This is a genomic window from Pseudomonas sp. ASL8, assembly GCF_056680355.1.
This window is the reverse complement of the sequence record NZ_CM155278.1, coordinates 2,429,874-2,454,810: the sequence shown is the minus strand read 5'-3', so window position 1 is coordinate 2,454,810 and position 24,937 is coordinate 2,429,874. Positions and strand designations below refer to the sequence as shown.

At 58.5% G+C, this 24,937-nt stretch carries 22 protein-coding genes and 1 tRNA gene; 10 read left to right on the top strand and 13 right to left on the bottom strand.

What is annotated here, in order from left to right; translation table 11 throughout:
- Positions 1–381: a carboxymuconolactone decarboxylase family protein gene (locus AC1MEA_RS11205; RefSeq protein WP_219062318.1), complete on the top strand. Its 381-nt coding sequence runs from the start codon at positions 1–3 to the stop codon at positions 379–381.
- On the opposite strand, the gene AC1MEA_RS11200 is transcribed toward AC1MEA_RS11205, so the two are convergent.
- The 4 genes from AC1MEA_RS11200 to ptsP form a co-directional block, all read right to left on the bottom strand.
- Entirely contained in the window at positions 378–1,319 is a 942-nt protein-coding gene (locus AC1MEA_RS11200) for an AEC family transporter (RefSeq protein WP_219062319.1), read from the bottom strand. The genes AC1MEA_RS11205 and AC1MEA_RS11200 overlap by 4 nt on opposite strands.
- A 274-nt stretch (positions 1,320–1,593) precedes the next feature.
- Positions 1,594–3,333 carry a PTS fructose-like transporter subunit IIB gene (locus AC1MEA_RS11195; protein ID WP_480917830.1) on the bottom strand — a complete coding sequence of 580 codons (1,740 nt, stop codon included), beginning with the start codon at positions 3,331–3,333 and terminating at the stop codon, positions 1,594–1,596.
- An 11-nt stretch (positions 3,334–3,344) separates the two neighbouring features.
- Entirely contained in the window at positions 3,345–4,286 is a 942-nt protein-coding gene (pfkB, locus tag AC1MEA_RS11190) for a 1-phosphofructokinase (RefSeq protein ID WP_480917829.1), read from the bottom strand.
- Positions 4,286–7,189 carry a phosphoenolpyruvate--protein phosphotransferase gene (ptsP, locus tag AC1MEA_RS11185; protein WP_480917828.1) on the bottom strand — a complete coding sequence of 968 codons (2,904 nt, stop codon included), beginning with the start codon at positions 7,187–7,189 and terminating at the stop codon, positions 4,286–4,288. The genes pfkB and ptsP overlap by 1 nt, the downstream gene beginning before the upstream one ends.
- Positions 7,190–7,589: 400 nt before the next feature.
- Between ptsP and cra the strand changes: the two genes are divergently transcribed.
- Positions 7,590–8,585 (top strand): catabolite repressor/activator, encoded by a 996-nt coding sequence (gene cra, locus AC1MEA_RS11180; protein ID WP_480917827.1) that lies wholly within the window; start codon positions 7,590–7,592, stop codon positions 8,583–8,585.
- Positions 8,586–8,587: 2 nt separating this feature from the next.
- Positions 8,588–9,391 (top strand): TatD family hydrolase, encoded by an 804-nt coding sequence (locus AC1MEA_RS11175; RefSeq protein WP_480917826.1) that lies wholly within the window; start codon positions 8,588–8,590, stop codon positions 9,389–9,391.
- Positions 9,392–9,397: 6 nt separating this feature from the next.
- On the opposite strand, the gene AC1MEA_RS11170 is transcribed toward AC1MEA_RS11175, so the two are convergent.
- From AC1MEA_RS11170 to AC1MEA_RS11155, 4 genes are all read right to left on the bottom strand, one after another.
- The gene (locus AC1MEA_RS11170; RefSeq protein ID WP_480918127.1) at positions 9,398–10,102 is read right to left on the bottom strand and encodes a methyl-accepting chemotaxis protein; all 705 of its coding nucleotides are present in this window, start codon (positions 10,100–10,102) and stop codon (positions 9,398–9,400) included.
- Positions 10,103–11,720: 1,618 nt separating this feature from the next.
- Positions 11,721–12,557, bottom strand: a complete 837-nt coding sequence (gene ampE / locus AC1MEA_RS11165; RefSeq protein ID WP_219062326.1) for a regulatory signaling modulator protein AmpE — start codon at positions 12,555–12,557, stop codon at positions 11,721–11,723.
- A 15-nt stretch (positions 12,558–12,572) separates the two neighbouring features.
- On the bottom strand, positions 12,573–13,121 hold the full coding sequence (ampD, locus tag AC1MEA_RS11160) for a 1,6-anhydro-N-acetylmuramyl-L-alanine amidase AmpD (RefSeq protein ID WP_480917825.1): 549 nt from the start codon (positions 13,119–13,121) through the stop codon (positions 12,573–12,575).
- A gap of 146 nt (positions 13,122–13,267) precedes the next feature.
- A complete protein-coding gene (locus AC1MEA_RS11155) occupies positions 13,268–15,502 on the bottom strand; it encodes a DUF1631 domain-containing protein (RefSeq protein ID WP_480917824.1) in 2,235 nt (744 codons plus the stop codon).
- Positions 15,503–15,838: 336 nt separating this feature from the next.
- Here AC1MEA_RS11155 and nadC point away from each other — a divergent pair, with 336 nt between their 5' ends.
- On the top strand, positions 15,839–16,687 hold the full coding sequence (gene nadC, locus AC1MEA_RS11150) for a carboxylating nicotinate-nucleotide diphosphorylase (protein WP_480917823.1): 849 nt from the start codon (positions 15,839–15,841) through the stop codon (positions 16,685–16,687).
- A 375-nt stretch (positions 16,688–17,062) separates the two neighbouring features.
- Positions 17,063–17,335, top strand: a complete 273-nt coding sequence (locus AC1MEA_RS11145) for a hypothetical protein (RefSeq protein ID WP_480917822.1) — start codon at positions 17,063–17,065, stop codon at positions 17,333–17,335.
- Positions 17,336–17,487: 152 nt separating this feature from the next.
- Here AC1MEA_RS11145 and AC1MEA_RS11140 read toward each other — a convergent pair.
- A tRNA-Thr gene (locus AC1MEA_RS11140) sits at positions 17,488–17,564 on the bottom strand.
- A gap of 98 nt (positions 17,565–17,662) precedes the next feature.
- Positions 17,663–18,052, bottom strand: coding sequence for a pilin (locus AC1MEA_RS11135; RefSeq protein WP_480917821.1), 390 nt, complete (start codon positions 18,050–18,052; stop codon positions 17,663–17,665).
- Between the two features lie 225 nt (positions 18,053–18,277).
- Here AC1MEA_RS11135 and pilB point away from each other — a divergent pair, with 225 nt between their 5' ends.
- The 5 genes from pilB to yacG are packed head-to-tail and all read left to right on the top strand — an operon-like array spanning position 18,278 to position 22,893.
- Positions 18,278–19,978, top strand: coding sequence for a type IV-A pilus assembly ATPase PilB (gene pilB / locus AC1MEA_RS11130; protein ID WP_480917820.1), 1,701 nt, complete (start codon positions 18,278–18,280; stop codon positions 19,976–19,978).
- Positions 19,979–19,980: 2 nt separating this feature from the next.
- On the top strand, positions 19,981–21,198 hold the full coding sequence (locus AC1MEA_RS11125; protein WP_480917819.1) for a type II secretion system F family protein: 1,218 nt from the start codon (positions 19,981–19,983) through the stop codon (positions 21,196–21,198).
- 2 nt (positions 21,199–21,200) lie between these two features.
- Positions 21,201–22,073 (top strand): prepilin peptidase, encoded by an 873-nt coding sequence (locus AC1MEA_RS11120; protein WP_480917818.1) that lies wholly within the window; start codon positions 21,201–21,203, stop codon positions 22,071–22,073.
- On the top strand, positions 22,070–22,693 hold the full coding sequence (gene coaE, locus AC1MEA_RS11115; RefSeq protein ID WP_449636476.1) for a dephospho-CoA kinase: 624 nt from the start codon (positions 22,070–22,072) through the stop codon (positions 22,691–22,693). Before AC1MEA_RS11120 ends, coaE begins: the two co-directional genes overlap by 4 nt.
- Entirely contained in the window at positions 22,690–22,893 is a 204-nt protein-coding gene (yacG, locus tag AC1MEA_RS11110; RefSeq protein ID WP_219062335.1) for a DNA gyrase inhibitor YacG, read from the top strand. Before coaE ends, yacG begins: the two co-directional genes overlap by 4 nt.
- Before the next feature lie 26 nt (positions 22,894–22,919).
- Here the strand turns inward: yacG and AC1MEA_RS11105 are convergent, their stop codons facing one another.
- The 3 genes from AC1MEA_RS11105 to AC1MEA_RS11095 form a co-directional block, all read right to left on the bottom strand.
- Entirely contained in the window at positions 22,920–23,618 is a 699-nt protein-coding gene (locus AC1MEA_RS11105) for an energy-coupling factor ABC transporter permease (protein ID WP_480917817.1), read from the bottom strand.
- Complete coding sequence (locus tag AC1MEA_RS11100) at positions 23,615–24,076, bottom strand: hypothetical protein (RefSeq protein WP_480917816.1); 462 nt, start codon at positions 24,074–24,076, stop codon at positions 23,615–23,617. The genes AC1MEA_RS11105 and AC1MEA_RS11100 overlap by 4 nt, the downstream gene beginning before the upstream one ends.
- Before the next feature lie 103 nt (positions 24,077–24,179).
- Entirely contained in the window at positions 24,180–24,614 is a 435-nt protein-coding gene (locus tag AC1MEA_RS11095) for a thiol-disulfide oxidoreductase DCC family protein (RefSeq protein WP_480917815.1), read from the bottom strand.
- Between the last annotated feature and the right edge of the window lie 323 nt (positions 24,615–24,937).

Sequence of the window (24,937 nt, the reverse complement as noted above, 5' to 3'; positions counted from 1 at the left end):
ATGACTGACAGCAATAACAACGGCGTAAACATGCGCCGCCAGGTAATGGGTGATGCGTTCGTCGACCGGGCGCTGAACAACGCCACCGACTTCACCCAACCGTTGCAGGATTTCGTCAACGAACATGCGTGGGGCAGCGTCTGGAACCGTGAAGGTCTGCCGCTGAAAACCCGCAGCCTGATCACCCTCGCCGCCCTCACCGCGCTCAAATGCCCGCAAGAACTCAAAGGCCATGTGCGCGGCGCGTTGAACAACGGCTGTACTGTCGAAGAAATTCGCGAAGCGCTGCTGCATTGCGCGGTGTATGCCGGCGTACCGGCGGCGATCGATGCGTTTCGCGCGGCGCAGGAAGTGATCGACACCTACCAAAAAGCGGACTAGATCCAACCGCCCCATTGCAGAATGAAAATGCCGAGGTTAGTCGTCACCGCCGCCGCCAGGGTGGTGATGACGATGATCGCCGCAGCCAGCTCATGATTGCCATTGGCCGCGCGCGCCATGACAAAGCTGGCCGCAGCGGTCGGGCTGCCGAAGTACAGGAACAGAATCCCCAGCTCCGCCCCGCGAAAACCGCACAGCCAGGCGCCCAAAGTACAGAACACCGGCAGCCAGACCATCTTCACCAGACTGGCGCTGACCGCCATGTCACCACTCTTGCGCAATGCCGCCAGCGACAAGGTGCCGCCGATGCAGATCAATGCCAACGGCAAGGTCATCTGCGCCAGGTACTTGCCGGACGTTTCCAGCCAACCCGGTAAGCCAATAGTGAAATAGGCAAAAGGCGCGGCAGCCAGCACGCTGATGATCAAAGGATTGCACAGGATGCTTTTGAACACACTCCACGGGTCGGACTTGATCACCGGGCTGTAGACCGCCAACACGATGGTCGACAGCGTGTTGTAAAACAGGATCACCAGCGCAGCGAGAATCGCCCCCAGGGAAATGCCATAGTCTCCGTACATGCTGGCAGCCAGGGCCAGGCCGATGACGCCATTGTTCCCGCGAAAGGCGCCCTGGGTATAAATCCCGCGATCTTCATGCGGGCAACGCCAGATCGCCCAACCCCAGGACAAGGCAAAACTCAGCAACGTCGCCACGACAAAATAAGCGAGCAGCCTGGGCTGAAAGGCCGCATGCAGATCCGCATGAATAATGCCGAGAAACAACAGCGCAGGCATGGTGACGTTGAACACCAGCGCGGAAGCTGTGTGGATAAAGCTGTCGTTGATCCAGCCCACCCGCTTGAGCAACACGCCCAGAAACAGCATGGCAAACACGGGCGCGGTGATGTTCAGGGTTTCAAAAAATATACCCAGCATGCGGTTAAAACCCTGACCTGTCGTTAGGTGGCTAATGATAGGCCAGCCAGGGTTCTAAAGCCGCAGGGAATTTGCGTTTTGTAGGAGCGCGCTTGCCCGCGATGGAGCGCGAAGCGGTCCAAAAACGCTGAATACGGTTCTCTCTGGTAGAGTCGAGCGCGCTGATTTACGACTGCTACGGTCATCGCGGGCAAGCGCGCTCCTACAGTTTGAACCGCACGACAGCGATGCATCGAAGATGGGGGGGAATCTCCCACATGAAATCGACAACCCGTCAGACCACCGGCACCCCTTCCATTTCCACCACTTCCGGCCGCTTCAAAACCGCATACGCTACCCCCGTCAGTAAACTCCCAGCGACGATGGCGACTAAATACAGCAGCGCATGGTTGATCGCGTTGGGGATCAGCATGACGAACAGGCCGCCGTGAGGCGCCATCAGTTTGCAGCCAAAAAACATCGACAAGGCACCGGTCAGCGCGCCGCCCGCGACACTCGCCGGAATCACCCGCAGCGGGTCCTTGGCCGCGAAAGGAATCGCGCCTTCGGAGATGAAGCACAACCCCAACACCAGTGCAGCTTTACCGGCCTCGCGTTCACTCTGTGCAAACTTGTGCCGCGCGATGAAGCTGGCGATCCCCATACCAATCGGCGGCACCATGCCCGCCGCCATCGCGGCAGCCATCGGGGCATAACTCTGCGACGCCAACAACCCGACCGAGAACGCGTAAGACGCCTTGTTGATCGGCCCGCCCAGGTCGACGCACATCATCGCGCCGAGCAACACACCGAGCAGGATCGCGTTGGTCGTGCCCATGCTGTCGAGGAAATGCGTCAAGGCCTCGAGCATGCCCGCCACCGGCTTGCCGACCACATAGATCATCACCAGCCCGGTAAACAGACTCGACAGCAGCGGGATGATCAAAATCGGCTTGAGCGCCTCGACACTGGCCGGCAGGCGCGCATAACGATTGATCGCCCACGCGCTGTAACCGGCCAGGAAACCGGCGATGATCCCGCCAATAAAACCGGCGCCCAAGGTGCTGGCCAGCAACCCGCCGATCATCCCCGGTGCCAGGCCTGGACGGTCGGCGATGGAATAGGCGATGTAACCGGCGAGCAACGGCACCATCAGTTTGAACGCAGCGTCTCCGCCGATCTGCATCAGCGCAGCGGCCAGGGTGCCCTGTTCCTTGAACGCGGTAATCCCGAAAACGAACGACAGCGCAATCAATAAGCCCCCCGCCACCACCATCGGCAGCATGAACGACACGCCGGTCAGCAGGTGCTTATAGACCCCGGTTTTCTCTTGTCTCGGGGCGACTTGACCGGCGGCGGCCGAGGACTCCACCTGCCCTTCAGCCAAGGCTTTTTTCAGCGTGGCCTCAGCCTGTTTGAGGGCAATGCCGGTGCCGCAACGATAAATGCGCTTACCGGCGAAACGCTCGGTGTTGACCTCGATGTCCGCCGCCAGCAACACCACATCGGCCTCGGCAATGGCTTGGGCACTGAGTGGGTTACGCGCGCCGACCGAGCCCTGGGTTTCGACCTGCAGATCGTAGCCGAGGCGCTTGGCCGCTTGCTGGATGGCTTCGGCGGCCATAAAGGTGTGAGCAACCCCCGTCGGACAAGCAGTCACCGCGACCAGCTTTGGCTGAGCGCCAGTGCTGGCGACCGTTTGCACTGGCGCCGCTTGCGGGGCGACATAGACCGTCGCCTGCTCGGCTGCCGTGCGCAAAAAGCTTTCGACATCCTGCAACGCTTGGGCCGGTGACGTCTGGAACAGACGCTTGCCGACAAACCGGCTCAGGTCCAGCGGACCGGTATTAACGACCAATACCCAATCCGCCGCCGCCACGGCCTCGGGCGATAAACGATTGCCAGGCGCGTGCGGATCATGGATTTCAACGTTGGTGCTCCAACCCTGACGCTGCGCTGCCGCGTCCAGCAACCGTGCGCTGAGCACGCTGCTGACCTTGCCGTTCGGGCAGGCCGTAACAATGGCTAACTTCATCACAATCCCTCTTATTGTTCTGTCAGGGCGCGCACGCTGACGCCTTTTTCCAGCAGCTTCAGGTGTGCGACATCGCTGATGCCAAAGCCAATCTGTGTCACCGCCATCGCCGCAATGGCGGTGGCTGTGCGCAAAATCTGTTGTGGCGGATGGCCGCTGAGTAACCCGTGAACCATCCCGGCCAATAGCGAATCACCGGCACCCACGGTGCTGGCAACCACCACCTTGGGCGGCAAGGCTTGCAGGGCCACACCGGTACTGAACCAGTGCACACCTTCCGAACCTTGGGAAATCACTACATGTTCGACACCCTGCGCCCGCAAGCGGCTCGCCACCTCGGCCTGCGCCGCGATGGAAATGATCGGCGCATCCAGGGCGTCGGCCAGCTCTTCGGTGTTGGGTTTGATCAGCCACGGGCCCGCCGACAATCCAACCCGCAATGCCATGCCACTGGTATCCAGCGCCACTTTCAAGCCCAGTGCTTTCAGGCGCAGTAACAGCGCGTGCAACCATTCAGGACTGACGCCACGGGGCAAACTGCCGGCCACCACCACCACGTCGAAGTCGGGAGCGATCTGCTCAAGACGGGCCATCAACGCCTGCTGCGCCTCTTCGCTGACGAGCGGACCTGGGCCATTCAGATCGGTAATGCGTCCACTGCTTTCCGCCAGCTTGATGTTGCTGCGGGTTTCCCCGGCCACGCGAATGAACTCGTCGACGAACTGTCGATGCGCAAACAGCGATTCGAACGCTTGCTGGTTATCGACACCCAGAAAGCCCGCCACCGTCAGGTCATGCCCGAGGTCAGCCAGCACTTGCGCAACATTCAGGCCCTTGCCTGCCGCATGGCTGAGCATGGCGTTGCTGCGATTGACCTGGCCGACCTGCAACTGATCCAGCTGCACGGTCAGGTCCAGCGCCGGGTTCAGGGTCAGGGTGAGAATTTTCGCCATTACATGACCTCCGTGAACATGGCTTCCACCATTGTGCGCACTTCGCCAGCAGTCCCCAGGGTCAGCGCCTGCTGAGCCAACTGCTGCGTCGTACTCAGATTCCACTCGCGCACGCAGGCCTTGACCTCGCCAATGCTGCGCGCACCAACACTCAGCTCATCCACACCCAGGCCGACCAGGATCGGCACCGCCAACGGGTCCGCCGCCAACTCGCCACACACCCCCACCCATTTGCCATGGGCGTGGGCGGCACGCACAGTGATATCGATCAATTGCAAGACGGCCGGGTGCAAACCATCGGCCTGCCCCGACAACGTCGGATGACCCCGGTCGATGGCCAGGGTGTATTGGGTCAAGTCATTGGTGCCCACGCTGAAGAAGTCCACCTCACGGGCCAGCACCGGGGCCAAGAGTGCCGCCGACGGTACCTCGATCATGATGCCCAGCTGCAAATCTACGACCGGGATCTCTTCGCGTAAACGCAACGTCATGTCCCGCGCCTGGCGCCATTCTTCGACAGTGCCAACCATGGGAAACATGATTCGCAACGGGCGATTGTCTGCTGCGCGCAACAAGGCGCGTAGCTGGCTTTCCATGATCTGCGGGCGTTGTAAGGTCAGACGAATCCCGCGCACGCCGAGGAAAGGGTTTTCCTCTTTATCGATCGGCCAGTACGGCAGAGGCTTGTCGCCGCCGACGTCCAGGGTCCGAACGACCAAAGGCCGCCCGGCGAGCGCATCAAGCACACGGCGGTATTCGACTTCTTGAGTCGCTTCGTCCGGCGCCTGGGTGTGGGCCATGAAAATCAGTTCGGTGCGCAACAGGCCAATGCCCTCGGCCCCCTGCTCGACCGCAATGGCCGTGCTCGCGCTGTCGCCGATATTGGCGAACACCTCCACGGCATGCCCGTCCCGGGTCAACGCAGGCTCCAGACGCAACGCCGCAGCAGCCTGCAAGCGTTGGTCGCGGGTGTCACGTTCTTGCGTGGCGCGCTGCAAGGCCGCCGAATCCGGCGCGACACTCAGGCGTCCCCGTTGACCATCCAGCAGCAGCAACGTGCCCGGCGCGATCAGCAACACCGCATCACCCGCCCCCACCAGCGCCGGAATGCCCAAGGCGCGGGCGACAATCGCACTGTGCGCCGTCGCGCCGCCCCGGGCTGTCAGAATGCCCGCCACTCGCGCCGGGTCAAGCCGCGCCACGTCCGACGGGCCCACTTCCTCCATCACCAGAATGTAGGGTTGTTCAGGCTCGACCAGGGTCTCGACACCACACAGCTGAGCCAGTACCCGACGCCCGATGTCACGCAGGTCTGCGGCGCGCTCGGCCAGCAGGGCATCCTGCAACAGCTCCTGTTGCCGTGCGGCGGCGTCAATCACGCCAATCCAGGCCGCTTCCGCGCTTTCGCCCTGCTCCAGGCGGCTGCCGACTTCATCGGTCAGGCCTGGGTCATCGAGCATTTCCTGGTGGGTGGTGAAAATCTCGCGAATGGCTTTCGCCTGGCTGCGCTGGATCAGCCCTTCAAGATCCTGGCGGACCTCGCTCAGCGCCTGCTGCAAACGCTCACGCTCGACAGCGAAGGACTCTCCGCGCAGCGGATAATCGAAGGTCTGCGGCACCTGAATGTGCGCCGGCCCCATGGCGATACCGGGGGCGGCTGCGATGGCCTGAATCAGGCTACCTTCGGCGGGCGCAAGCAGACTTGGCCCCCATGCGTCGACCTCCAACACGGTGGTGATGACAACATCAACCTCAACGGCCGGGGCTTCCTGTGGCAACGCCTCGACGTCTTCGCCAAGACCTTCTCGTACGGCGGCGAGTATCGCGGGCAAGGCATCGGCGGCGATGCTCGGTTCAGCAATAAACTCCAGCACCTGACCGCGGCGCGCCCCCAGGCTGAGCAGCTTGCTCAGGCTCTTGACCGAGACGGCGGCTTCATCGCTGTCGACGATGCGCACCCGAATCTCGCCTTCAAAACCTTTAGCCAATTGCGCGAGGTTTTTCGCCGGGCGTGCATGCAAGCCATGGGCGTTGGCCAGCGCAATACGCTCACTTGGCCAATCCTGCGGCAGTTCACCCCCCAATACTGCGAGCACCGCGCGGCTGCTGGTGGCGTGGCCCAACTCATGACCACGACCTTCGATCAGCAGCGCGCATAAACGCTCAAGCAATGCCTGATGGGCCTCGCCCAGGCTGGCGAGACAGAACAAACCATTGAGTGGCTGACCCAGAAAGCGAATCGGTTTATCAGGCGTGACAAACGCCAGCCCCGGACGCTTGACCGTCTGCTCGCTGTGCAGCCACCACAAACCGTCGCCTAGAGGCAGCGCTTCAACCTGTTGCAGCACCGCCGCGAAGCCATTACTGACGCAATCAGCCTTGCGCAACAGCCGCGCGCCACGCCATACCAGCTCTTCAAAATCATCCGCCGACACGCCGAGGCTGATCATCTGCGCATCGAGCGCCAACTCCTGTGGCGCACCCTGAAGTAATTTCAGCAACGCCTCGGGGCTCTTCGCCCGACGCAACGCTTCGCCCAGATCGGTTTCGCCCAATGCACGCGTGAGCAATTGCAGTAAACGCAGATGCTCGTCGGATTTGGCGGCTATACCTATGGCCAGATAAACCATCTGCCCGTCGCCCCAGTCCACGCCCTCGGGGAACTGCAGCAAGCGCACGCCGGTGGCGAAGACCAGGTCACGGGTTTCGGGAGTACCGTGGGGAATGGCAATGCCCTGGCCCAGAAAGGTCGAGCCTTGCGCTTCGCGGCCCTGCAAACCCTCAAGGTAGCCCTCGGCAACCAGTCCATCGGCAACCAGCTTGCCGGCAAGCAGGTGCAATGCGGCGGACTTATCCACAGCCGTCTGGGCCATGGATATTTGCTCTACGGTGAGTTCGAGCATGCCTTTCTCCTTTGTAGCGCCGTTGGGCGCTTGCTTCTTGTTTTAGGAACCGATGAACAAGAACGGGGTGAATTGAACGACAGCTTAGGCGATGAAGGGATAACTGTCTGACAGTCCTGTGTTGTAGATTACGGCAGAAAAATTGTCTTGCTGAATCGTTTAATCTATCAAGTCCGGCACGTTACTCGATAATCTGCTGTCGTTGAAGTCCAACCGTCAGATGGTGGGCGGAAGTTTTTTCAAGGCACCCCCTGAAAAAGCTCGGGGCTTAATGAGGGATGATGACCTCATGAGCGAATAAATTTGCGAAAGCGCACTACCGGACGCAGAACATTCACCAGGCAATATAGAATTTCCACACAGATCGGCGCGCACACAAACAACGAAAGGAATTCTCGGTTTGAAACTCACTGATATTGCCCGTCTGGCCGGTGTTTCCGTCACGACCGCCAGCTATGTGATCAACGGCAAGGCCGAACAGCAGCGCATCAGCAGCGCTACGGTCGAGCGCGTGCGCAAAGTGGTCGAGGAACATGACTTCCGCCCCAACCCGCAGGCCGCCGGTTTGCGCAGCCGCCACACCCGCACCCTCGGCTTTATCCTGCCGGACCTGGAAAACCCCAGCTACGCCTGCATCGCCAAAGCGCTGGAGCAAGGCGCCCGCGCCCACGGCTATCAACTGCTGATCGCCAGCTCCGATGATGCGCCTGCCAGCGAGCTGCAATTGTTACAGCTGTTTCGCGCCCGGCGCTGCGATGCCCTGTTCGTCGCCAGCTGCCTGCCAGACAGCAATGACAGCTACCGCGAACTGCAGAAAGGCGGATTGCCGATCATCGCCATCGACCGGGAAATGGACGCCACGCACTTTTGCTCAGTGGTCAGTGACGACCATGAGGCCAGCCTGCAACTTACGCGCAGCCTGCTCAAACCGCTGCCACGGCATATCGCGTTGATCGGCGCGCGCCCTGAGCTCAGTATCAGCCGCGCCCGCGCCTCGGGCTTTCAACACGCGCTCGAAGGCTTCAAGGGCGCGGTGATGCTCGAACAGGGCGAGGCCTTCAGCCGTGCCTGTGGTCTGCGCCTGGCCGGCGACTTGCTCGAACGGCTCGGGTATTTACCCGATGCGTTGGTCACCACTTCATACGTGCTGTTGCAGGGTGTTTTCGACCTGCTGCAACACCACGCGCTCAACCCCGCACACTTGCACTTGGGCACGTTCGGCGACACGCAGTTGCTGGATTTTTTACCCCTGCCGGTCAACGCCATGGCCCAGCAGCATCACCTGATCGCCGAGAAAGCACTGGCCCTGGCGCTGGCGGCCATCGAGAAGGATGACTACCAACCCGGCGTCCACGCCATCGCGCGGACATTCAAGCAGCGGATTCACGAGGCCTGAGCATGACGCTGATCGACACCCACACCCACCTGGATTTCCCGGATTTCGACGCGGATCGCCAGACGGTCCTGGCCAATTGTCGGGCCATGGGTGTGCAACGGTTGGTGGTGCTGGGCGTGTATCAGCGCAATTGGCAACGCGTGTGGGACCTGGTGCAAAGCGATGCAGGACTGTACGCCGCGTTCGGCCTGCATCCTGTGTACATCGATGAACATCGTCCCGAGCACCTGACGGAACTGGGCGACTGGCTGACACGCTTGAAGGGCCATCGACACGTTTGCGCAGTCGGTGAAATCGGTCTGGATTATTACCTCGAATCCCTGGACCGCGAGCGCCAGCAAGCCCTTTTCGAGGCGCAACTGCAACTCGCGGACGACTTCAAACTGCCCGCCCTGCTGCATGTGCGGCGCAGCCATGCACAGGTGATTGCCACGCTCAAACGCTACAAATTGCAACGTAGCGGGATCATCCACGCCTTTGCCGGCAGTCGGGAAGAGGCACGGGAATACATCAAGTTGGGGTTCAAGCTTGGCCTGGGCGGTGCCGCGACCTGGCCGCAAGCACTGCGCATGCACCGGGTCATCGCCGACCTGCCGCTGGACAGTGTGGTGCTGGAAACCGACGCGCCGGACATGCCCCCATCGATGTACCCGAACCAGCGCAACAGCCCGGAGCATCTGCCCGATATTTGCCGGGTGGTCGCGGAGTTGATGGGCGTGCGCGCCGACGATCTGGCCGACGCCAGCACCCGTAACGCGTGCGAATTGTTCAACTGGGAATCAACGGCGACTCCCGTTGCTGGCTGAATACCCTCAGACCCGAAACGCGCTGATCAGCTGTTTCAACTCCACCACCTGCGCGGACAGTTGACGGCTGGCGTGCTCAGTCTGATTCGCGCCCTCAGCCGTACGCTCGCCAGCGCGATTGATCTCGACGATGTTTCGATCAATGTCGTGGGCGACGGCTGTCTGCTGCTCAACGGCTGTCGCAATCTGCTGGTTCTGATCGACGATCATGCCCACTGCGCCAAGGATATTTTCCAGCGCCCGCTGGACCTTTTCCGATTGGCCCACCGTGCCGTTGGCCACCTCATGACTGACGCCCATGGCCTTGACGGCCGCGCCCACGCCACCTTGCAACCTGGCGATCATTTGTTCAATTTCTTCGGTGGACTGTTGGGTGCGTTTGGCGAGGGTGCGCACCTCATCGGCGACCACCGCAAACCCTCGACCTTGCTCACCCGCACGCGCAGCCTCGATGGCAGCGTTGAGCGCCAGCAGGTTGGTTTGTTCTGCAATGCTTTTGATCACGTCCAGCACACGGCTGATCGACGCGCTGTCATTGGCCAGCTGATTGATCACCAGCACCGACTGATCAATCTCACTGGCGAGCCGGGCAATGCTGCCCTGCTGTGATTCGACCAGGCCGCGGCCACTCACGGTTTCCTGATTGACACTGTGCGCACTGCTCACCGCCGCTGCCGCACTGCGCGCCACTTCCAGCGCGGTCGCCGACATCTGATTCATCGCGGTGGCAACCTGCTCGATCTGGCTGCGCTGCCCCGCCACTGCCTGATTACTGACCGCCGATACCGACTCTACCTGGCTGGCCTGACGCTCGACCTCGACAACGGTCTGGCCCACCCGCTCGATCAGGTCATGAATTTTCATCACGGTGCCATTAAATACCATGCCCAGTTCGCCCAACTCGTCGCGGCTATCAGCCTTGAAACTGGCGGTCATGTCGCCCGCCGCGACTTTGTCCATCACGGCACCCAGTCGTTTCAACGTCGTCCGGGTCGACGCATAGAAGCCGCCGTACAGGTAAAAGATCAGGAAAAAGACCACCGCCAGCGCGGTCACCAGCAACATCATGTGCGAGCGGTTCTGCACCAGTCGCCCTTGCAGTTCCTGATTGAGAAACCCCAGGGTGGCATCATTCAGTTGATAGGTTTGCGCCATCAGCCCGGTGGTGTGCTGATAGAATTTTTGCCACGGCATATCCAGCGTATCGGCCGTGACCACCTGTTCTTCGAACAGCTCACTGCTTTGTTTGAGTGTTCCCAGGCTGGCCTTGGCCAACGCCTCAAGTGCCTTGCGCACGGCAGGACTGGCGTCCATGGCATCTTGCAGTTTCAAACCGTAATCGGCCTGAAGTTTTTCCAGATTCTGCAACAGCTCATCGAAGCGGGTACTGGCCGATGAATTAAGCACGCCCTGGCCTAACGAATACGAGCCCATGGCGCGACCGTCGCCAATCATCTGCGTCACCATCGGGGTCACACTGGTGACCAGCTCGATCAGTTGCCGCACATCGCTGCTGTCGTCCTGGCTGAGTCCGGCCTGGCTGGCGATGACTTTGCTGAAGGTCTGAGCCTTATTCAGCAGTTTTTCCATCAAGGCGCTTTTGTTTTGCAACGACGATTCGCCCTGCTGCGCCTTGAAGTCGGCGATCAGTTCGTCCCGTTTGGTGTTGAAAGCAGCGACTTGAACGACGTCTGTCGTCAGCAGCGTCAGGCTTTGCACGGTGTTGAGCAGCATGGCTTCCAGGGCGCTGATCTGCGCCTCGAGTTCCGCGGCTTGCACGGACTGGCCAAGAATGGCGTTGATCTCGACCAGATCGGTCAGGGTTTCCAGGTCCCGGCGCAGGGACAGACTGGTCCCCAGCAACTCAAGGCTTTCCAGCTCGGTACGGGTACCGACCAGCTCGTGATACGCATCACGCACCAGATAAAAATTGGTGACCAGCATGGGCAGGAAAAACAGGATGCTGATGAGGGTGAACTTCATCGCGAAGCTCAGACGGTTCATCAACGCGATTGCCGGGTACAAAAGGCTCTTCACAAGAAGTCTCCCTTTTCTTTTATTTTTATTGGGTGCCGCGAGTCATCCAAATAGCGCAAAGCCACTATTTAGCGATATGACCTGTATACCTGATATCGACTGGGGGTTTTGTAACTAAAGGTAAACGCGACAGCGCGGCGTCGCAGACCAGACGGCGCGATCTACCTGCCGCCCCACGATCCAGATCATGGCTATAGGGTCAAACCCAAACCTGTCGAAAGCCCGTGCCGGGCTTATTCGCAGACAAGTCAGCTCCCACGCCTTGAACTGCGCCCAAAGTGTTGGTCGTTGATCAGACCAGCAACGTCCACAAGGCAAAGCCTGCATACCAGACTATCGCTGAGCGCAGCAGCAGTTCCCAGAGCGCATCGAGGCTGGCAACGCCATCGGCGCCCACCACCGGCGCGGGTATTTCGCCCGCTACCCGACCGATTTTCGTGACCAACTGGGCCGCACTGATGTTCCAGTTGAGCAGCTCATGCAACATCACTCGGGTGACGGCGACAAAGTTGCCGACCAACGCAAAACTGGCGGCCAATAAACGCACCGGCACCCAATCAAAAGCATGCCGCAACTGCCCGGCACGCTCGATCAGTGCAGGGGTTTTCCCGTGCTCAGCGGCCAGGGCCAATAGCCGATAGCTCAGGGCCGCAACCGGGCCAAGCAGGAAATACCAGAAGATCACCGCAAAGAAGCTTTGATAGGCCTGCCACAGCAAATAACCCTGAACGCCTTCGAGCAGTTCCTCGCTGTTATCAGCGACCACCCTCATGTCGCGCTCCGCTACATGGCTGCCAGCCTGTTCGTCGCCTCTGCGCCAGGCATCGCGAAAGGGCCCCAATGCGGCCAACAGGTCGCCGCGCCCCAAGCTGTAGATCAACACCAGCAGGTGCACCGGAAACGCCAGCCAGCCATACGCCACCGACTGCAGCACAATCAACACCAGCGCCAGCAGCAACACCGGCAACAGCACCATCAACGCCAGGATCAGCCAGGGCCGGGTGCTCATGCGTGGGCCGGCTTCCATTTTGGCCAACTCCCGCAGCCACACGCCGTCACGCTGAACGCGCTGACGCAGGGCCGAAAACTTCTCTATCCAGACTGCCAGCAGTAACACCAGAAAACTCATTACCTGTCCCTCACTTCAATCCTGCAAAGCAGCTCGATAACGCGCCCAGTCAAAACAGGGGCCCGGATCGGTCTTGCGCCCCGGGGCAATATCGCTATGGCCACAGATTCGCTGCGTGGTGATGCTCGAAAACGTCGCCTGCAACTGCCGGGTCAACTCGATCAGCGCAGCATACTGGGCGTCGGTGAACGGCACATCATCGGTGCCCTCCAGCTCGATCCCGATGGAAAAATCATTGCACGTCTCACGCCCTTCGAAGCTGGACACACCGGCATGCCAGGCGCGGTCCAGACAGGAGACGAACTGAGTGACCACCCCGTCTCGCTCGATCAAAAAATGCGCCGACACGCGCAAATCAGCAATACCCGCAAAATAGGGGTGTTCTGTGACATCCAGTTGATTCTGAAAAAACGCCTGCACTTTGCCGGTTTTGAACTGAGCGGGCGGCAAGCTGATGTTGTGGATCACCAGCAGCGAAATTTCAGCGTTGGGTCGCGCATTGAAATTGGGCGACGGGCAGTGATGCACGCCGTGGCACCAACCGCTTGCGGAGTCCAGCTGCATGAAGGGTTCCCTGAACAGACGAATCGATGGGCACAAGTATGCCCTCGATAAGGGGAAGTGGGGCAGCAATATTCAGTGTCTGAACATGCCTCGCGACTGAGTTCGCTCCCACAGCCTGCACAGAAGGCCTGTGTCAGGCAGACAGGTTAATCGCGCTTGAGCCGACGCAAATTGCTGATCACCGATTCCAGCGCTCGATCAAACAGTAACGCATCGTCCAGCAGGCGGATGGCGCCACGGCGAAACTCCACAGCCAGGCCCATGCGGGTCTTTTCCAGGACTTTCATGCCTCTGCGGTTAACAAAAATATAACGGCCCGAGGGCTCAATGATGGTCGCCAGTTTGCAACGCATTGCCTGATCGTCATCTTCTTGCATCTCCACCCAGCAGCCTACCCGCAGCGTGTCGACCTGAAGCAGCGCGACATCGTCATCCGCCAAGCGAACCAAGGGCTCGCCGACCGGTTGTTCACCGGCCGCAAGCAGGACGATTTCCTCAACCACCTGAACCATTTCAGGCGTTGGCTCAGGGGCTGCGAGGTTATCTTCCTGAAGCTCCTGCTGACGTGCGAAGTGCTGAAAGGCCTGCACATGCAAGGCTTCCAGCTGACTGAAAAACTCGCTGGTGGCAAACGGATCAAACGCGGCACTGGTCAGACCGTCACGCAACGACTTGAGTAAACCGGGCACCAGATCCAGTAAGCGCTGGCGAGCATCGGCCTCCGAATGCAACTCGACGCTCCAGATCAGATCGTCCATGGCCGCCAGGCCCGCACTCCACTCCGCTGACTGCTCACCGTGCTTCAGGCAGGTCAACAACAACACCTTGCTCCAGGCTTCCTCCAGCAGGCGCACCACCACCTCGGGCAATGTCTTGCCCAGCAGACGCTGGTTCAATTCCTGCTGGACGCGCTGGCGAGCCAACTCGGCCCTGGCGCGACCCTCTTCAGCATCGCGGGTGCGCTGTTCCAATAACTCACTGCGCCGACGTTCATCGTTGGTGAACGTCAGAAAGTCCGCGAGCAACTCGGAAAAAATCGCCGGATCATCGACGAAATCATTCAGCAGGCGTTGCACGATGTGTTCGACCCGCAGGTACAGGCTGTCGCGCAGATTATCGTCACGCCCGCCCCAGCCCAGCGCGGCTGAAGCGATTTCATTGAGCAGCCGCCGCGCCGGATGGGTGCCGCGACTGAAGAAACTTTTGTCGAGTACCGCGACCTTGAGCATCGGGATTTGTAGCCGCCCGATCAAAGCCTTGAGCGAATCCGGCAAATTGCGGTCATCAAGGATGAACTCGAAGAGCATCGCGATCAGGTTGATCACGTCCTCATCCATCACGGCCACCACGCGAAACTTGCCGCTTCTCATACTGACCCGGGCCAACAACTGATCCAGCTGATTACGCAGATCGAAATCATCCTGCGCGTCCGGGGTCGGCACGTACTGCTGCATATGCGACAACAGGCGCAACAGGTCTTGACTGGAAATCGGCCTGGTTTCGCTGTTGGCTTCATTCGGGGGCGTCACACGGCCGCGCACGAGCAAGAGTAACTCCTGCAATGCCGCAAACACCTCTTGCACGTCCTGTTCAAGTTTCTGACTGGCGCGTATCGAAACAGCCTCTTCAGCGCCCTGAGTTAAACGCACGCTGGCGGTCGCACGGTCTGCGGCGCGACGCACAGGCGCGGCTTTGAGTTCAGGAAGAATGCCATTGTCGATCAACAACTGGTTGGCTTCGGCATACAACTGATCAGCATCGGCCAGTACGTACTTTTCAAACAGCTTGAAGATGATCAGTTTGACCTTGATTTCCACGCCAAGGCTGCGCCCTGCCTGCAAAAAGAAATCGCACAACAAGGCCGGCCCCATAGGGTTGGCTTCGTCGCTCAAACGCTTGGGGATGAGGGTGTTCAAGCGCGTGGTCAACTGGCCCAAGGCAAAGCCATCGCGACTCAGTACTTTGGAGACCATCGCCTCTACGGCAACCGTCCTTTCCAGGTCGTCGTTGTGCACCAATGCCAGCTTGTCGAAGGACACGGGCGGCGCAATGATCGGTTCGTTGACCTCGTATTGCCCCAGACGCAGGAAGGCCTCGAAAAACTTGTCGAGAAAGCCGCGCTCGATGCTTTTGCGCTTGAGGCGCAGGTCGCGCATGGCCTCGAAGAAAATATTCTGTTCGGCGTTGTTGTGCGCCCGATCCGCCATTTCGAACAATGTGTCGTCAGCGTTATCGAACAAGGTTTGCAGCGCTTCCTTGAGTTGCTGCGCGGCTTTATCGCGGACTTGCAACAGCACGACGGGCAGCCTGGCCAGCGACGAACTCGCCGCTTGCTCAGGGGTTACCTTATTCAACGGCACCACTTTTCCGTCGTTTTGCATGCAAGCTTCCTCTTGAATACAGTCAAAACCCCTCTGACAGACAAGACGTGTAAGCCGTGCCTGTAAAGCGATTTCCTTTAAATTCGATTTCCGTCAAAGCCATGACGTCAATTGCAAGGCGGAGTATCTTGCAAAAGATGTCTGTTATGCCAGCGAACTCTTCATCCCGCAGAAAATGACCTGCGCTGGATAGACCGTCAAAAACGTCATCTATCGCACAGCCGTCGATAAAACCGACCAACTGCACGCCAAGGCTTTAGACAAGGGGCGTGTCACGGGGTGGGTTGCGGCGGTGGGGTGCCTTATACTCCGGCCACTTAGAAAGTGGAGCCCGCTATGCCAAATCTACGCCTCGCCCACCTGACTGCCGAAATCGAAGCCAACGTGCGCCGTGCGTTGCTTGAGGACGTTGGCAGTGGCGATATCACCGCCCAATTGATCCCCGCAGAACGCCTCGCCAAAGCCACCATCATCACTCGCGACGCCGCAGTGATCAGTGGCACGGCGTGGGTGGATGCGGTTTTTCGTCAGTTGGACCCCCGCGTTGCCGTGCACTGGCAGGTCACCGATGGTGATCGGGTCAAGCCCAACCAAGCGTTGTTCCACCTCGAAGGCCCCGCGCGTTCATTGCTCACCGGCGAACGCAGCGCGCTGAACTTTCTGCAAATGCTGTCGGGCGTTGCGACGTGCGCCCAGTTCTACGCGGACAAAGTCGCCGACACCCAGGTCAAACTGCTGGACACCCGTAAAACCTTGCCGGGCCTGCGCCTGGCCCAAAAGTACGCCGTCACCTGCGGCGGCTGCCATAACCACCGCATTGGCCTGTTCGACGCCTTCCTGATCAAGGAAAACCACATCGCGGCCTGCGGCGGCATTGCCCAAGCCATCAGCGCCGCCCGTAAAATCGCCCCCGGCAAGCCGGTGGAAGTCGAAGTCGAAAGCCTCGACGAACTCAACCAGGCCCTCGCTGCCGGTGCTGACATCATCATGCTCGACGAACTGAGCCTGGACGACATGCGCGAAGCCGTCCGCCTCACCGCCGGCCGCGCCAAACTCGAAGCCAGCGGCGGCATCAACGACACTACCCTGCTGCCGATTGCCGAAACCGGCGTCGACTACATCTCCATTGGTGCGCTGACCAAGGACGTAAAAGCCGTGGACCTCTCGATGCGTTTGAGCCTCTGACGTTTTGCCAGAACATGAAAAAGCCCGATCAGTGATCGGGCTTTTTCATGCGTGGAAATCGGAGTCAGGACTGCTCCCGCGCATGCGCAGAGCGCTCTGTGTAATGTCGCGTCGCGATCCGCGACGGACGGCAACATAATTGAGCCGTTTTGTACTAATTTCTACACAGCATTAGTACTCGAGCGAGCAGGTGTCATGACCACCGCCGATTACCCAATGCAGGTCGGAGACGCGAGCTAGACAGTGGCTGTGCACCTGTCACCCAGCGTCATCGACAAAGCTTTCAAGGCATGGGCACACAGCTCCCACGCCAGATAAGCGCTACAACCCGCAGCCTTACGGGCAGTCGGCTGTTGATTGTGAAGGGGGCAATTGATGACTGCCGTTTTTGTGCTCGACCCCAACTCCGTCTATGACGTTAAACACCCCGACCATGTAAATCCCGTCTGGCGCATCCAGGATCGGAAGGTCTACGCATACCTTGAGGACGATGCTCGCCGGGACTGGAGTGGTGATATAGGCATATTGATCCTCTGCTCGCCGCAGCGACTGGTCGATCACGACGGGCAAGAGTTTGCGTTCATCGAAGGTGGCAACGTGCGTTGCGTCGACGGCAGGCAACTTTCTCTAATTGAAGCCTGGATATAAGCGCCGGACGCAGCAACATTGCGCATGGAGGCAGGCACCAAACCCTGACGCGCCGCAAAAGGCGAGCGCAAAAAAACCGGCTCAAATATGGCCGGTTTATCTGGTTTACAGCCTGACTCAATGGAGCTTGGGAGTAAGGGGACACATGTAGCTGGTGCCGAAAATAGGAATCGAACCTACGACCTTCGCGTTACGAGTGCGCTGCTCTACCGGACTGAGCTATTTCGGCAATAATCTAACGCTAGCAGCAAAAGAACCCGTTTTTCACAAGTAGGGCTCTCTGATGCTCAAACCACAAAAGACGTTGAAATCATCACTTGATGCTTATCAGCAACCTTTTGGCAGATAATCCGCGCCAACGCTTGAAGAGCAAGTCCAAACCCCATCCGCAGCACGAGCAAGCGTGACAGTACCTGCAGCCACAGCAGGAGGCGCGTTTGCCAGAGTACACACGAGGGCTGCTGCTGTTACACCTACGACTGTAGTACAGTTGGCAGTAGTGGCTGGAACCGCAAGAAGAGCATTGGTCGGGGCTGTTCCCTGATTAATCAGGTCTTCATAACCAACCTTCAAAGCTGTTATTTCTGCCAACCCCGCAGTAACCTTCGCTTTAGCCTGATATTTGGAATATGCCGGAATAGCAATCGCGGCCAAAATCCCGATGATCGCAACAACGATCATTAACTCGATGAGGGTAAAGCCTTTTTGCCCTTTCATTGGGTACTTCTCCAAGCGTGAGTTAGGTGTCGCATTGTTTAACCAAAAGCACGGTTTATGCCAACCCATTTTACTAACGGTGGCAATGCATTTCTAAGCATATTCGTGATCGATACACCCCCAAAAAGAGTACAAACTGACAATTTTAGTCACTTTTCTTTGCTATATTTGGCAGCACCGTCCGACTGCGCTATAAACCTCCCACTGTCTGTGTCTGGTGGTTTTATGACTGATGTTGTCCTTACCGGTTTGGCCAAGCAATTAGTGCTGACCAACCTGCTCGACGAAAAAACTGCGCAGCAGGCGTATCAACAAGCCCTACGCGACAAGGTTTCGCTGGTCAGCTACCTGGTGCAAAACAAGCTGGTGAAAAGCCTGGTGCTGGCCGAGATCGCTTCCGAGCAATTTGGCGTGCCGTTCCTGGACCTGAGCAGCCTGGACAAGGACAGCCTGCCCAAAGGCCTGGTCAGCGAAAAGCTGATTCGCCAGCACAATGTGTTGCCGTTGTGGCGTCGCGGCAATAAATTGTTCATCGGGATATCCGACCCGACCAATCACCAGGCCGTCACCGACATTCAGTTCAATACCGGGCTGACCACCGAAGCCATTCTGGTCGAGGACAACAAGCTCACTGACGCCATCGACAAATTTTTCGACAGCCAGTCCTCGGGGATGGGCGACCTCGCCGATGTCGATCTCGAAGGATTAGACGTTGGGGTCGCTGACGATAAAAAGCAGGACTCTATTGCGGGTCAAGATGCCGACGATGCGCCCGTGGTGCGCTTCGTCAATAAGATGCTGCTGGACGCCATCAAACTGGGCTCATCGGACTTGCACTTCGAGCCGTACGAAAAGTCTTACCGGGTGAGGCTGCGTACCGACGGCATTTTGCATGAAGTCGCCAAGCCACCGATCCAGTTGGCCGGCCGAATTGCAGCGCGCTTGAAGGTGATGGCCGGTCTGGATATTTCCGAGCGGCGCAGGCCGCAGGATGGCCGGATCAAGCTGCGCATCTCAAAAACCAAGTCGATCGATTTTCGGGTCAACACCCTGCCGACCCTGTGGGGCGAAAAAGTTGTGATGCGGATTCTCGACTCGTCCAGCGCACAAATGGGCATTGACGCCCTTGGCTACGAACCCGAGCAAAAAGCACTGTACCTGGAGGCGCTGAAACAGCCGCAAGGGATGATTCTGGTCACCGGCCCCACGGGCTCGGGTAAAACCGTTTCGCTGTACACCGGTCTGAACATCCTCAATACCGAAGACATCAACATTTCCACCGCGGAAGACCCGGTGGAGATCAACCTGGAAGGCATCAACCAGGTCAACGTCAACCCGAAACAGGGGATGGATTTCGCCCAAGCGTTGCGTGCGTTTCTGCGTCAGGACCCGGACGTGATCATGGTCGGCGAAATCCGCGACCTGGAGACTGCTGAAATTGCGATCAAGGCCTCGCAGACCGGGCACATGGTCATGTCCACGTTGCACACTAACAGCGCAGCTGAAACCCTGACCCGCCTGCAGCATATGGGTGTCGCGGGGTTCAATATCGCGACCGCGATCAACTTAATCATCGCTCAACGCCTGGCGCGTAAACTCTGTACCCATTGCAAGAAAGAAATCGATATTCCGCGTGAAACCCTGATCAAGGAAGGCTTTCCTCCTGAACGCATCGGCAGCTTCAAGATTTATGCACCGGTCGGTTGCGAGCACTGCAATGGCGGTTACAAAGGTCGCATAGGGATTTACGAAGTGGTTAAAAATACGCCAGCCCTGTCACGGATTATCATGGAGGAAGGCAACTCCATGGATATCGCGATCCAGATGCGTAAAGATGGTTTTAACGACCTGCGCACCTCCGGCCTGATGAAGGCCATGCAAGGCATCACCAGCCTTGAAGAAATCAACCGCGTCACCAAGGACTAAACATGGCAACAACAGCAGTCAAAGTCAGTGTTTACTCTTGGGAAGGTATCGACAGGAAAGGCACCAAACTGACGGGTGAATTGAGTGGGCACAACCCTGCGCTGATCAGAGCTCAGTTACGTAAACAAGGCATCACACCGAGTAAAGTGCGCAAAAAATCCGCCTCTATTTTTAGTGCCGGCAAAAGAATCAAATCACTGGATATCGTACTGTTTACCCGACAGATGGCGACCATGATGAAAGCGGGGGTTCCGCTGCTGCAGTCCTTCGACATCATCGGAGAGGGCTTCGATAATCCGAACATGCGCAAATTGGTCGAAGAAGTGAAACAAGAAGTAGCTGCGGGCAACAGCTTCGCCACGGCGCTACGCAAAAAACCACAATATTTCGATGAGTTGTACTGCAACCTGGTAGACGCAGGCGAACAAGCTGGTGCATTGGAAACCTTGCTGGACCGGGTCGCGACCTACAAGGAAAAAACCGAGGCGCTTAAGGCCAAAATCAAGAAAGCCATGACCTACCCTATCGCGGTTTTGGTCGTGGCATTCATTGTGTCAGCTATTTTGCTGATCAAAGTTGTGCCGCAATTTCAAATGGTCTTCGAAGGTTTCGGAGCAAAACTACCAGCGTTTACCATGATGGTCATTGGCCTTTCTGAAATGATGCAGGAGTGGTGGCCAGCCGCGATTGCGGGCGTAGCTATCGCTGTATTTGGATTTAAATACGCACTGAAGCGCTCGCAACGTTTTCGCGATGGTCTGGATAGAGGCTTGTTGAAGCTACCTATCATTGGCGCCCTTATTTACAAGTCGTCAGTCGCCCGTTATGCACGCACGCTTTCCACTACTTTTGCTGCTGGCGTACCCTTGGTCGAAGCGCTGGAGTCAGTCGCAGGCGCGACAGGTAATGTTGTATTCAAGAATGCGGTCAATCGAGTTAAACAAGACGTCTCAACCGGTATGCAGTTAAATTTCTCCATGAGAACTACCGGCGTCTTTCCTACCATGGCAATTCAGATGACTGCCATTGGTGAAGAGTCGGGTTCGCTGGACGCCATGCTCGACAAGGTCGCCACCTATTACGAAGACGAAGTCGACAATATGGTCGATAGCCTGACGAGCCTGATGGAGCCTTTCATCATGGCGATTCTGGGCGTTGTCGTCGGTGGATTGGTCGTCGCCATGTACCTCCCCATCTTCCAGCTCGGAAACGTAGTCTAAACATGCCCCTCCTCGACTTCCTGGCCAGCTCACCGCTGGCCTTTGTTTTATCCACGCTGATCCTGGGCCTTCTGATCGGTAGTTTTCTCAACGTCGTCATCTACCGCCTGCCAAAAATGCTCGAACGCGAGTGGAAAATTCAGGCTCGGGAAGTATTGGCGCTACCTGCTGAACCCATCGGCGAAACGTTCAACCTGATGCTGCCCCACTCCCGGTGCCCGCAGTGCGCGCACACGATTCGTGCCTGGGAAAACCTGCCGGTGATCAGCTATCTGTTCTTGGGTGGTAAATGCTCAGGCTGCAAGGCGCCGATCAGCAAACGTTACCCCTTGGTTGAGCTGGCCTGTGGCGTGCTCTCGGGGTTTATCGCCTGGCATTTCGGCTTTGGCTGGCCAGCGGCGGCGATGCTGGTGTTGAGCTGGGGCTTGTTGGGGATGAGCCTGATCGATGCGGATCACCAACTGTTGCCCGATGCACTGGTGCTGCCGCTGTTGTGGCTGGGGTTGATCGTGAACGCCTTTGGGCTGTTCACCAGCCTGCATGACGCCTTGTGGGGCGCAGTGGCCGGGTACATGAGCCTGTGGCTGGTGTTTTGGCTGTTCAAACTGGTCACGGGCAAGGAAGGCATGGGCTACGGTGACTTCAAGTTGCTGGCGATGCTGGGCGCCTGGGGTGGCTGGCAGATTCTGCCGTTGACGATTCTGCTGTCGTCGCTGGTGGGCGCGGTGCTCGGCCTGATTATGCTGCGGTTGCGCAATGCCACGACCAGCACACCGATCCCCTTTGGTCCCTATCTGGCGATTGCAGGGTGGATTGCTTTGCTCTGGGGTGGTCAAATAACCGCCTCCTACATGCAGTTTGCCGGTTTCAAATGACCAACCCTGCTTTCAAACCCTGGATTCTTGGCCTTACCGGCGGCATCGGTAGCGGCAAAAGCGCTGCGGCGCAGCACTTTATCGACCTCGGCGTTCATTTAGTGGATGCCGACAATGCCGCGCGCTGGGTGGTTGAACCCGGCCGTCCAGCCCTGGCGAAGATCGTCGAGCATTTCGGCGCCCAGGTGCTGCAGGCCAATGGCGAGCTGGACCGCAGCGCATTGCGCGGCCTGATCTTTCAGGACCCCGAGCAGCGCCGCTGGCTGGAAACATTGCTCCATCCGCTGATAGGCCAGGAGATCATCAGTTACCTGGCACGCGCGGAATCGCCCTATGCGATTCTGGTGTCACCGTTGCTGGTGGAGTCCGGTCAGTACAAGATGACTCAGCGCGTGCTGGTCATTGATGCCCCGGAGCAGTTGCAGATCCAGCGCACGATGCAGCGCGACAGTACCAGCGAGGAACAGGTGCAGGCCATTCTCAAGGCTCAAGCCAGCCGCGAGCAGCGTCTGAGTCACGCCGATGACGTGCTCATCAACGACCGCGATCCCGCGTGGCTGAAGAGCGAAGTCGAGCGTCTGCATCACTTTTATTTAACCTTGCGTGGAGGCCAACCATGAGCAAACCATTGACCATCGACTGCCCAACCTGCGGCGCGCCCGTAGAATGGGGCACTGCCAGCCCGTTTCGCCCCTTCTGTTCTGATCGCTGCAAGCTGATCGACCTAGGCGCCTGGGCTGCAGGGGAAAACGCGATCCCTGTCAGCCCGGATGCCGAAGACGAACTGTTTTCCGGCGACTTGCCGTCACACGACCATTGATCAAGCGCGACAGCTGATGACCCCCATCAGCTGTCGCCTTTGCGCGGCCCGTCATCGTTCCACGGCGCTTGCAGGTAACGGGTTCGATTGAACGTTTCGAGCCATTCGGGACAAAAAACCACCAGCGCACTGATCACGATGCCGTTGATAAACGCCTCGGGGAAAATAATCAACCACAGGTAGCCGACAAAATCCTCCAGCCACTCGGGCATGGCGAACAGGCCGTCGAACCACAGCACACCAAGCCCCAGCAGCAGGCAAAACAAAGCCGACAATGCCGCGGCAAAAAAGCCCGAGCAGAAGATGTACACGAACGGGTTTTTCGGTTGCGCCCGCTCCACCAATACCGCGCAGGTTTCGGTCACGAGCACCGGCAGCACAATAAGAAGCAGGCCGTTCACCCCCAGAGCCGCAAGATCCTGCCGCCCCAGCGCCAGCAAACCCAGTTGCGCCACCAGCCCACCGACAATTGCCAGCGGCCAATCGAGCAGCAAGGTCACCGCAGTCATGCCAATGAAGTGGTACGACACACCGGTATCGAAATCACGCCGCACCAGCCATAGCAGAAACAACGCGAAGACGGTCCCGAACAGCAGGTGTTGGCGGCGACTGTCGGTAAACAGCTCGACCCACGGCGAACGCCACACCGCCCACAACAGCACGGGCAGATAGAGTAGCCAGCCAACGGTCATGGTTTCCGTGGACAGGACCTGCGCGCTGATCATGGCTGATCAAGCGCCTTGCGCAACTCATCAGCCGTGCTGAATTGCTGTTCTTTGACCAGCCGCCCGTTATGCAATTGCAGCCACAGTACTTTGTCGGGGTCACCGGTATAACGTGGCACGACCCGCGCTTCGCGATCGAGCATGACCCGGTAGGAATAAGCGCGCATGGCGGGCACCGCGAACAGCTTGGCGACTAAGGCTGGCATCTTCTCGATATCGGCAACGAACACGGTATTGCGCGCTTCCAGGTAGCCCTTGGGTTTGCCCTGCAAAGCGGCATTCACCAGCTTGGCGGCACCCATGCTCCGAGCAACCAACAAGGTGTGCGCCTGGTCATTCAAGGTGTAGGCCTGATCGAACTGATCCAGTAGCGTCCATGGGGCCACCTGTTCCCCGACTTCAAGCGCCTGCGCACCCAATGGCAAAAGACAGAGCATTAAAACTGGCCAAAATTTCACCCGACGTTCTCCTCTGGTACCGGTTTAATTCTTGCTCGCAGTCTACACCGACGCCGTGGCGCCAAACTCAATGCATTCGTAGACCTGAACGCAAACATACCGCTCAGTCAGGTATTTTGCATTGACCCGCAGAGTTACAGCGCCTGGCACCTTCAGGGTGAGGTAACCATGCAAGATGTGGCCGCAATACGCTGAATAGCTTATAGGCGATCAAAAGTATCGGTCGCAAAAGAGGCCAGGCCAAGGGCGCAGCCCATCGACCAAGGCCTGCGGCGCGCCAGCTCCATAAGGTGGCGTCAATACCTGTCAGCCAGGTGCCGTTGGCAGTGCGCGCATGAAGCCGATTGCGCAACGCGTTTACATCTCGATCAAGGCCGCTCGCGTCGAACTCAGGCGCGCTGATATCAATCAGTATCAACCGGGCCGGATCGGCATGACGCCGCAGCCAGGCAACCTCTCGAGCGCATAACGGACAATCCCCATCGACATAGAGCGCCAGTGGCAGAGTCGGCGCCCCGCAAAATGCTTTAGTCCTCATTACAGCTCTCCTCATCTGTACCGACAGGCCGTCAGGCAATAATTCACAGGCGTGCACCGCGACTGTCACACCGCAAAATGTTGTACACGACTATCAACGAACCATCAATCTGTACAAGTATATTCGCTATTAGCGAGAGATTAACGCCAAATAATTGTACACAGTACTATTTTTCGTATAAGTTTTTATCCGGAGGGCAGTTGGCAAGGTGTCGTACTGGTCAGGTACCCAGCACTGCGTCGCTGCCCTCCTCTTGTCATCAACCTCAAGCGAACATCCCGCTGACTGCGGCGCCACCGTAGCCCCGACACCTCCGAGTCCAG

Coding starts and splice junctions, on each gene's coding strand:
- AC1MEA_RS11205 (WP_219062318.1), top strand. CDS start 1: ATGACTGACAGCAATAACAACGGCGTAAACATGCGCCGCCAGGTAATG.
- AC1MEA_RS11200 (WP_219062319.1), bottom strand. CDS start 1,319: ATGCTGGGTATATTTTTTGAAACCCTGAACATCACCGCGCCCGTGTTT.
- AC1MEA_RS11195 (WP_480917830.1), bottom strand. CDS start 3,333: ATGAAGTTAGCCATTGTTACGGCCTGCCCGAACGGCAAGGTCAGCAGC.
- pfkB (WP_480917829.1), bottom strand. CDS start 4,286: ATGGCGAAAATTCTCACCCTGACCCTGAACCCGGCGCTGGACCTGACC.
- ptsP (WP_480917828.1), bottom strand. CDS start 7,189: ATGCTCGAACTCACCGTAGAGCAAATATCCATGGCCCAGACGGCTGTG.
- AC1MEA_RS11175 (WP_480917826.1), top strand. CDS start 8,588: ATGACGCTGATCGACACCCACACCCACCTGGATTTCCCGGATTTCGAC.
- AC1MEA_RS11170 (WP_480918127.1), bottom strand. CDS start 10,102: ATGTCGGCGACCGCGCTGGAAGTGGCGCGCAGTGCGGCAGCGGCGGTG.
- ampE (WP_219062326.1), bottom strand. CDS start 12,557: ATGAGTTTTCTGGTGTTACTGCTGGCAGTCTGGATAGAGAAGTTTTCG.
- ampD (WP_480917825.1), bottom strand. CDS start 13,121: ATGCAGCTGGACTCCGCAAGCGGTTGGTGCCACGGCGTGCATCACTGC.
- AC1MEA_RS11155 (WP_480917824.1), bottom strand. CDS start 15,502: ATGCAAAACGACGGAAAAGTGGTGCCGTTGAATAAGGTAACCCCTGAG.
- nadC (WP_480917823.1), top strand. CDS start 15,839: ATGCCAAATCTACGCCTCGCCCACCTGACTGCCGAAATCGAAGCCAAC.
- AC1MEA_RS11145 (WP_480917822.1), top strand. CDS start 17,063: ATGACTGCCGTTTTTGTGCTCGACCCCAACTCCGTCTATGACGTTAAA.
- AC1MEA_RS11135 (WP_480917821.1), bottom strand. CDS start 18,052: ATGAAAGGGCAAAAAGGCTTTACCCTCATCGAGTTAATGATCGTTGTT.
- pilB (WP_480917820.1), top strand. CDS start 18,278: ATGACTGATGTTGTCCTTACCGGTTTGGCCAAGCAATTAGTGCTGACC.
- AC1MEA_RS11125 (WP_480917819.1), top strand. CDS start 19,981: ATGGCAACAACAGCAGTCAAAGTCAGTGTTTACTCTTGGGAAGGTATC.
- AC1MEA_RS11120 (WP_480917818.1), top strand. CDS start 21,201: ATGCCCCTCCTCGACTTCCTGGCCAGCTCACCGCTGGCCTTTGTTTTA.
- coaE (WP_449636476.1), top strand. CDS start 22,070: ATGACCAACCCTGCTTTCAAACCCTGGATTCTTGGCCTTACCGGCGGC.
- yacG (WP_219062335.1), top strand. CDS start 22,690: ATGAGCAAACCATTGACCATCGACTGCCCAACCTGCGGCGCGCCCGTA.
- AC1MEA_RS11105 (WP_480917817.1), bottom strand. CDS start 23,618: ATGATCAGCGCGCAGGTCCTGTCCACGGAAACCATGACCGTTGGCTGG.
- AC1MEA_RS11095 (WP_480917815.1), bottom strand. CDS start 24,614: ATGAGGACTAAAGCATTTTGCGGGGCGCCGACTCTGCCACTGGCGCTC.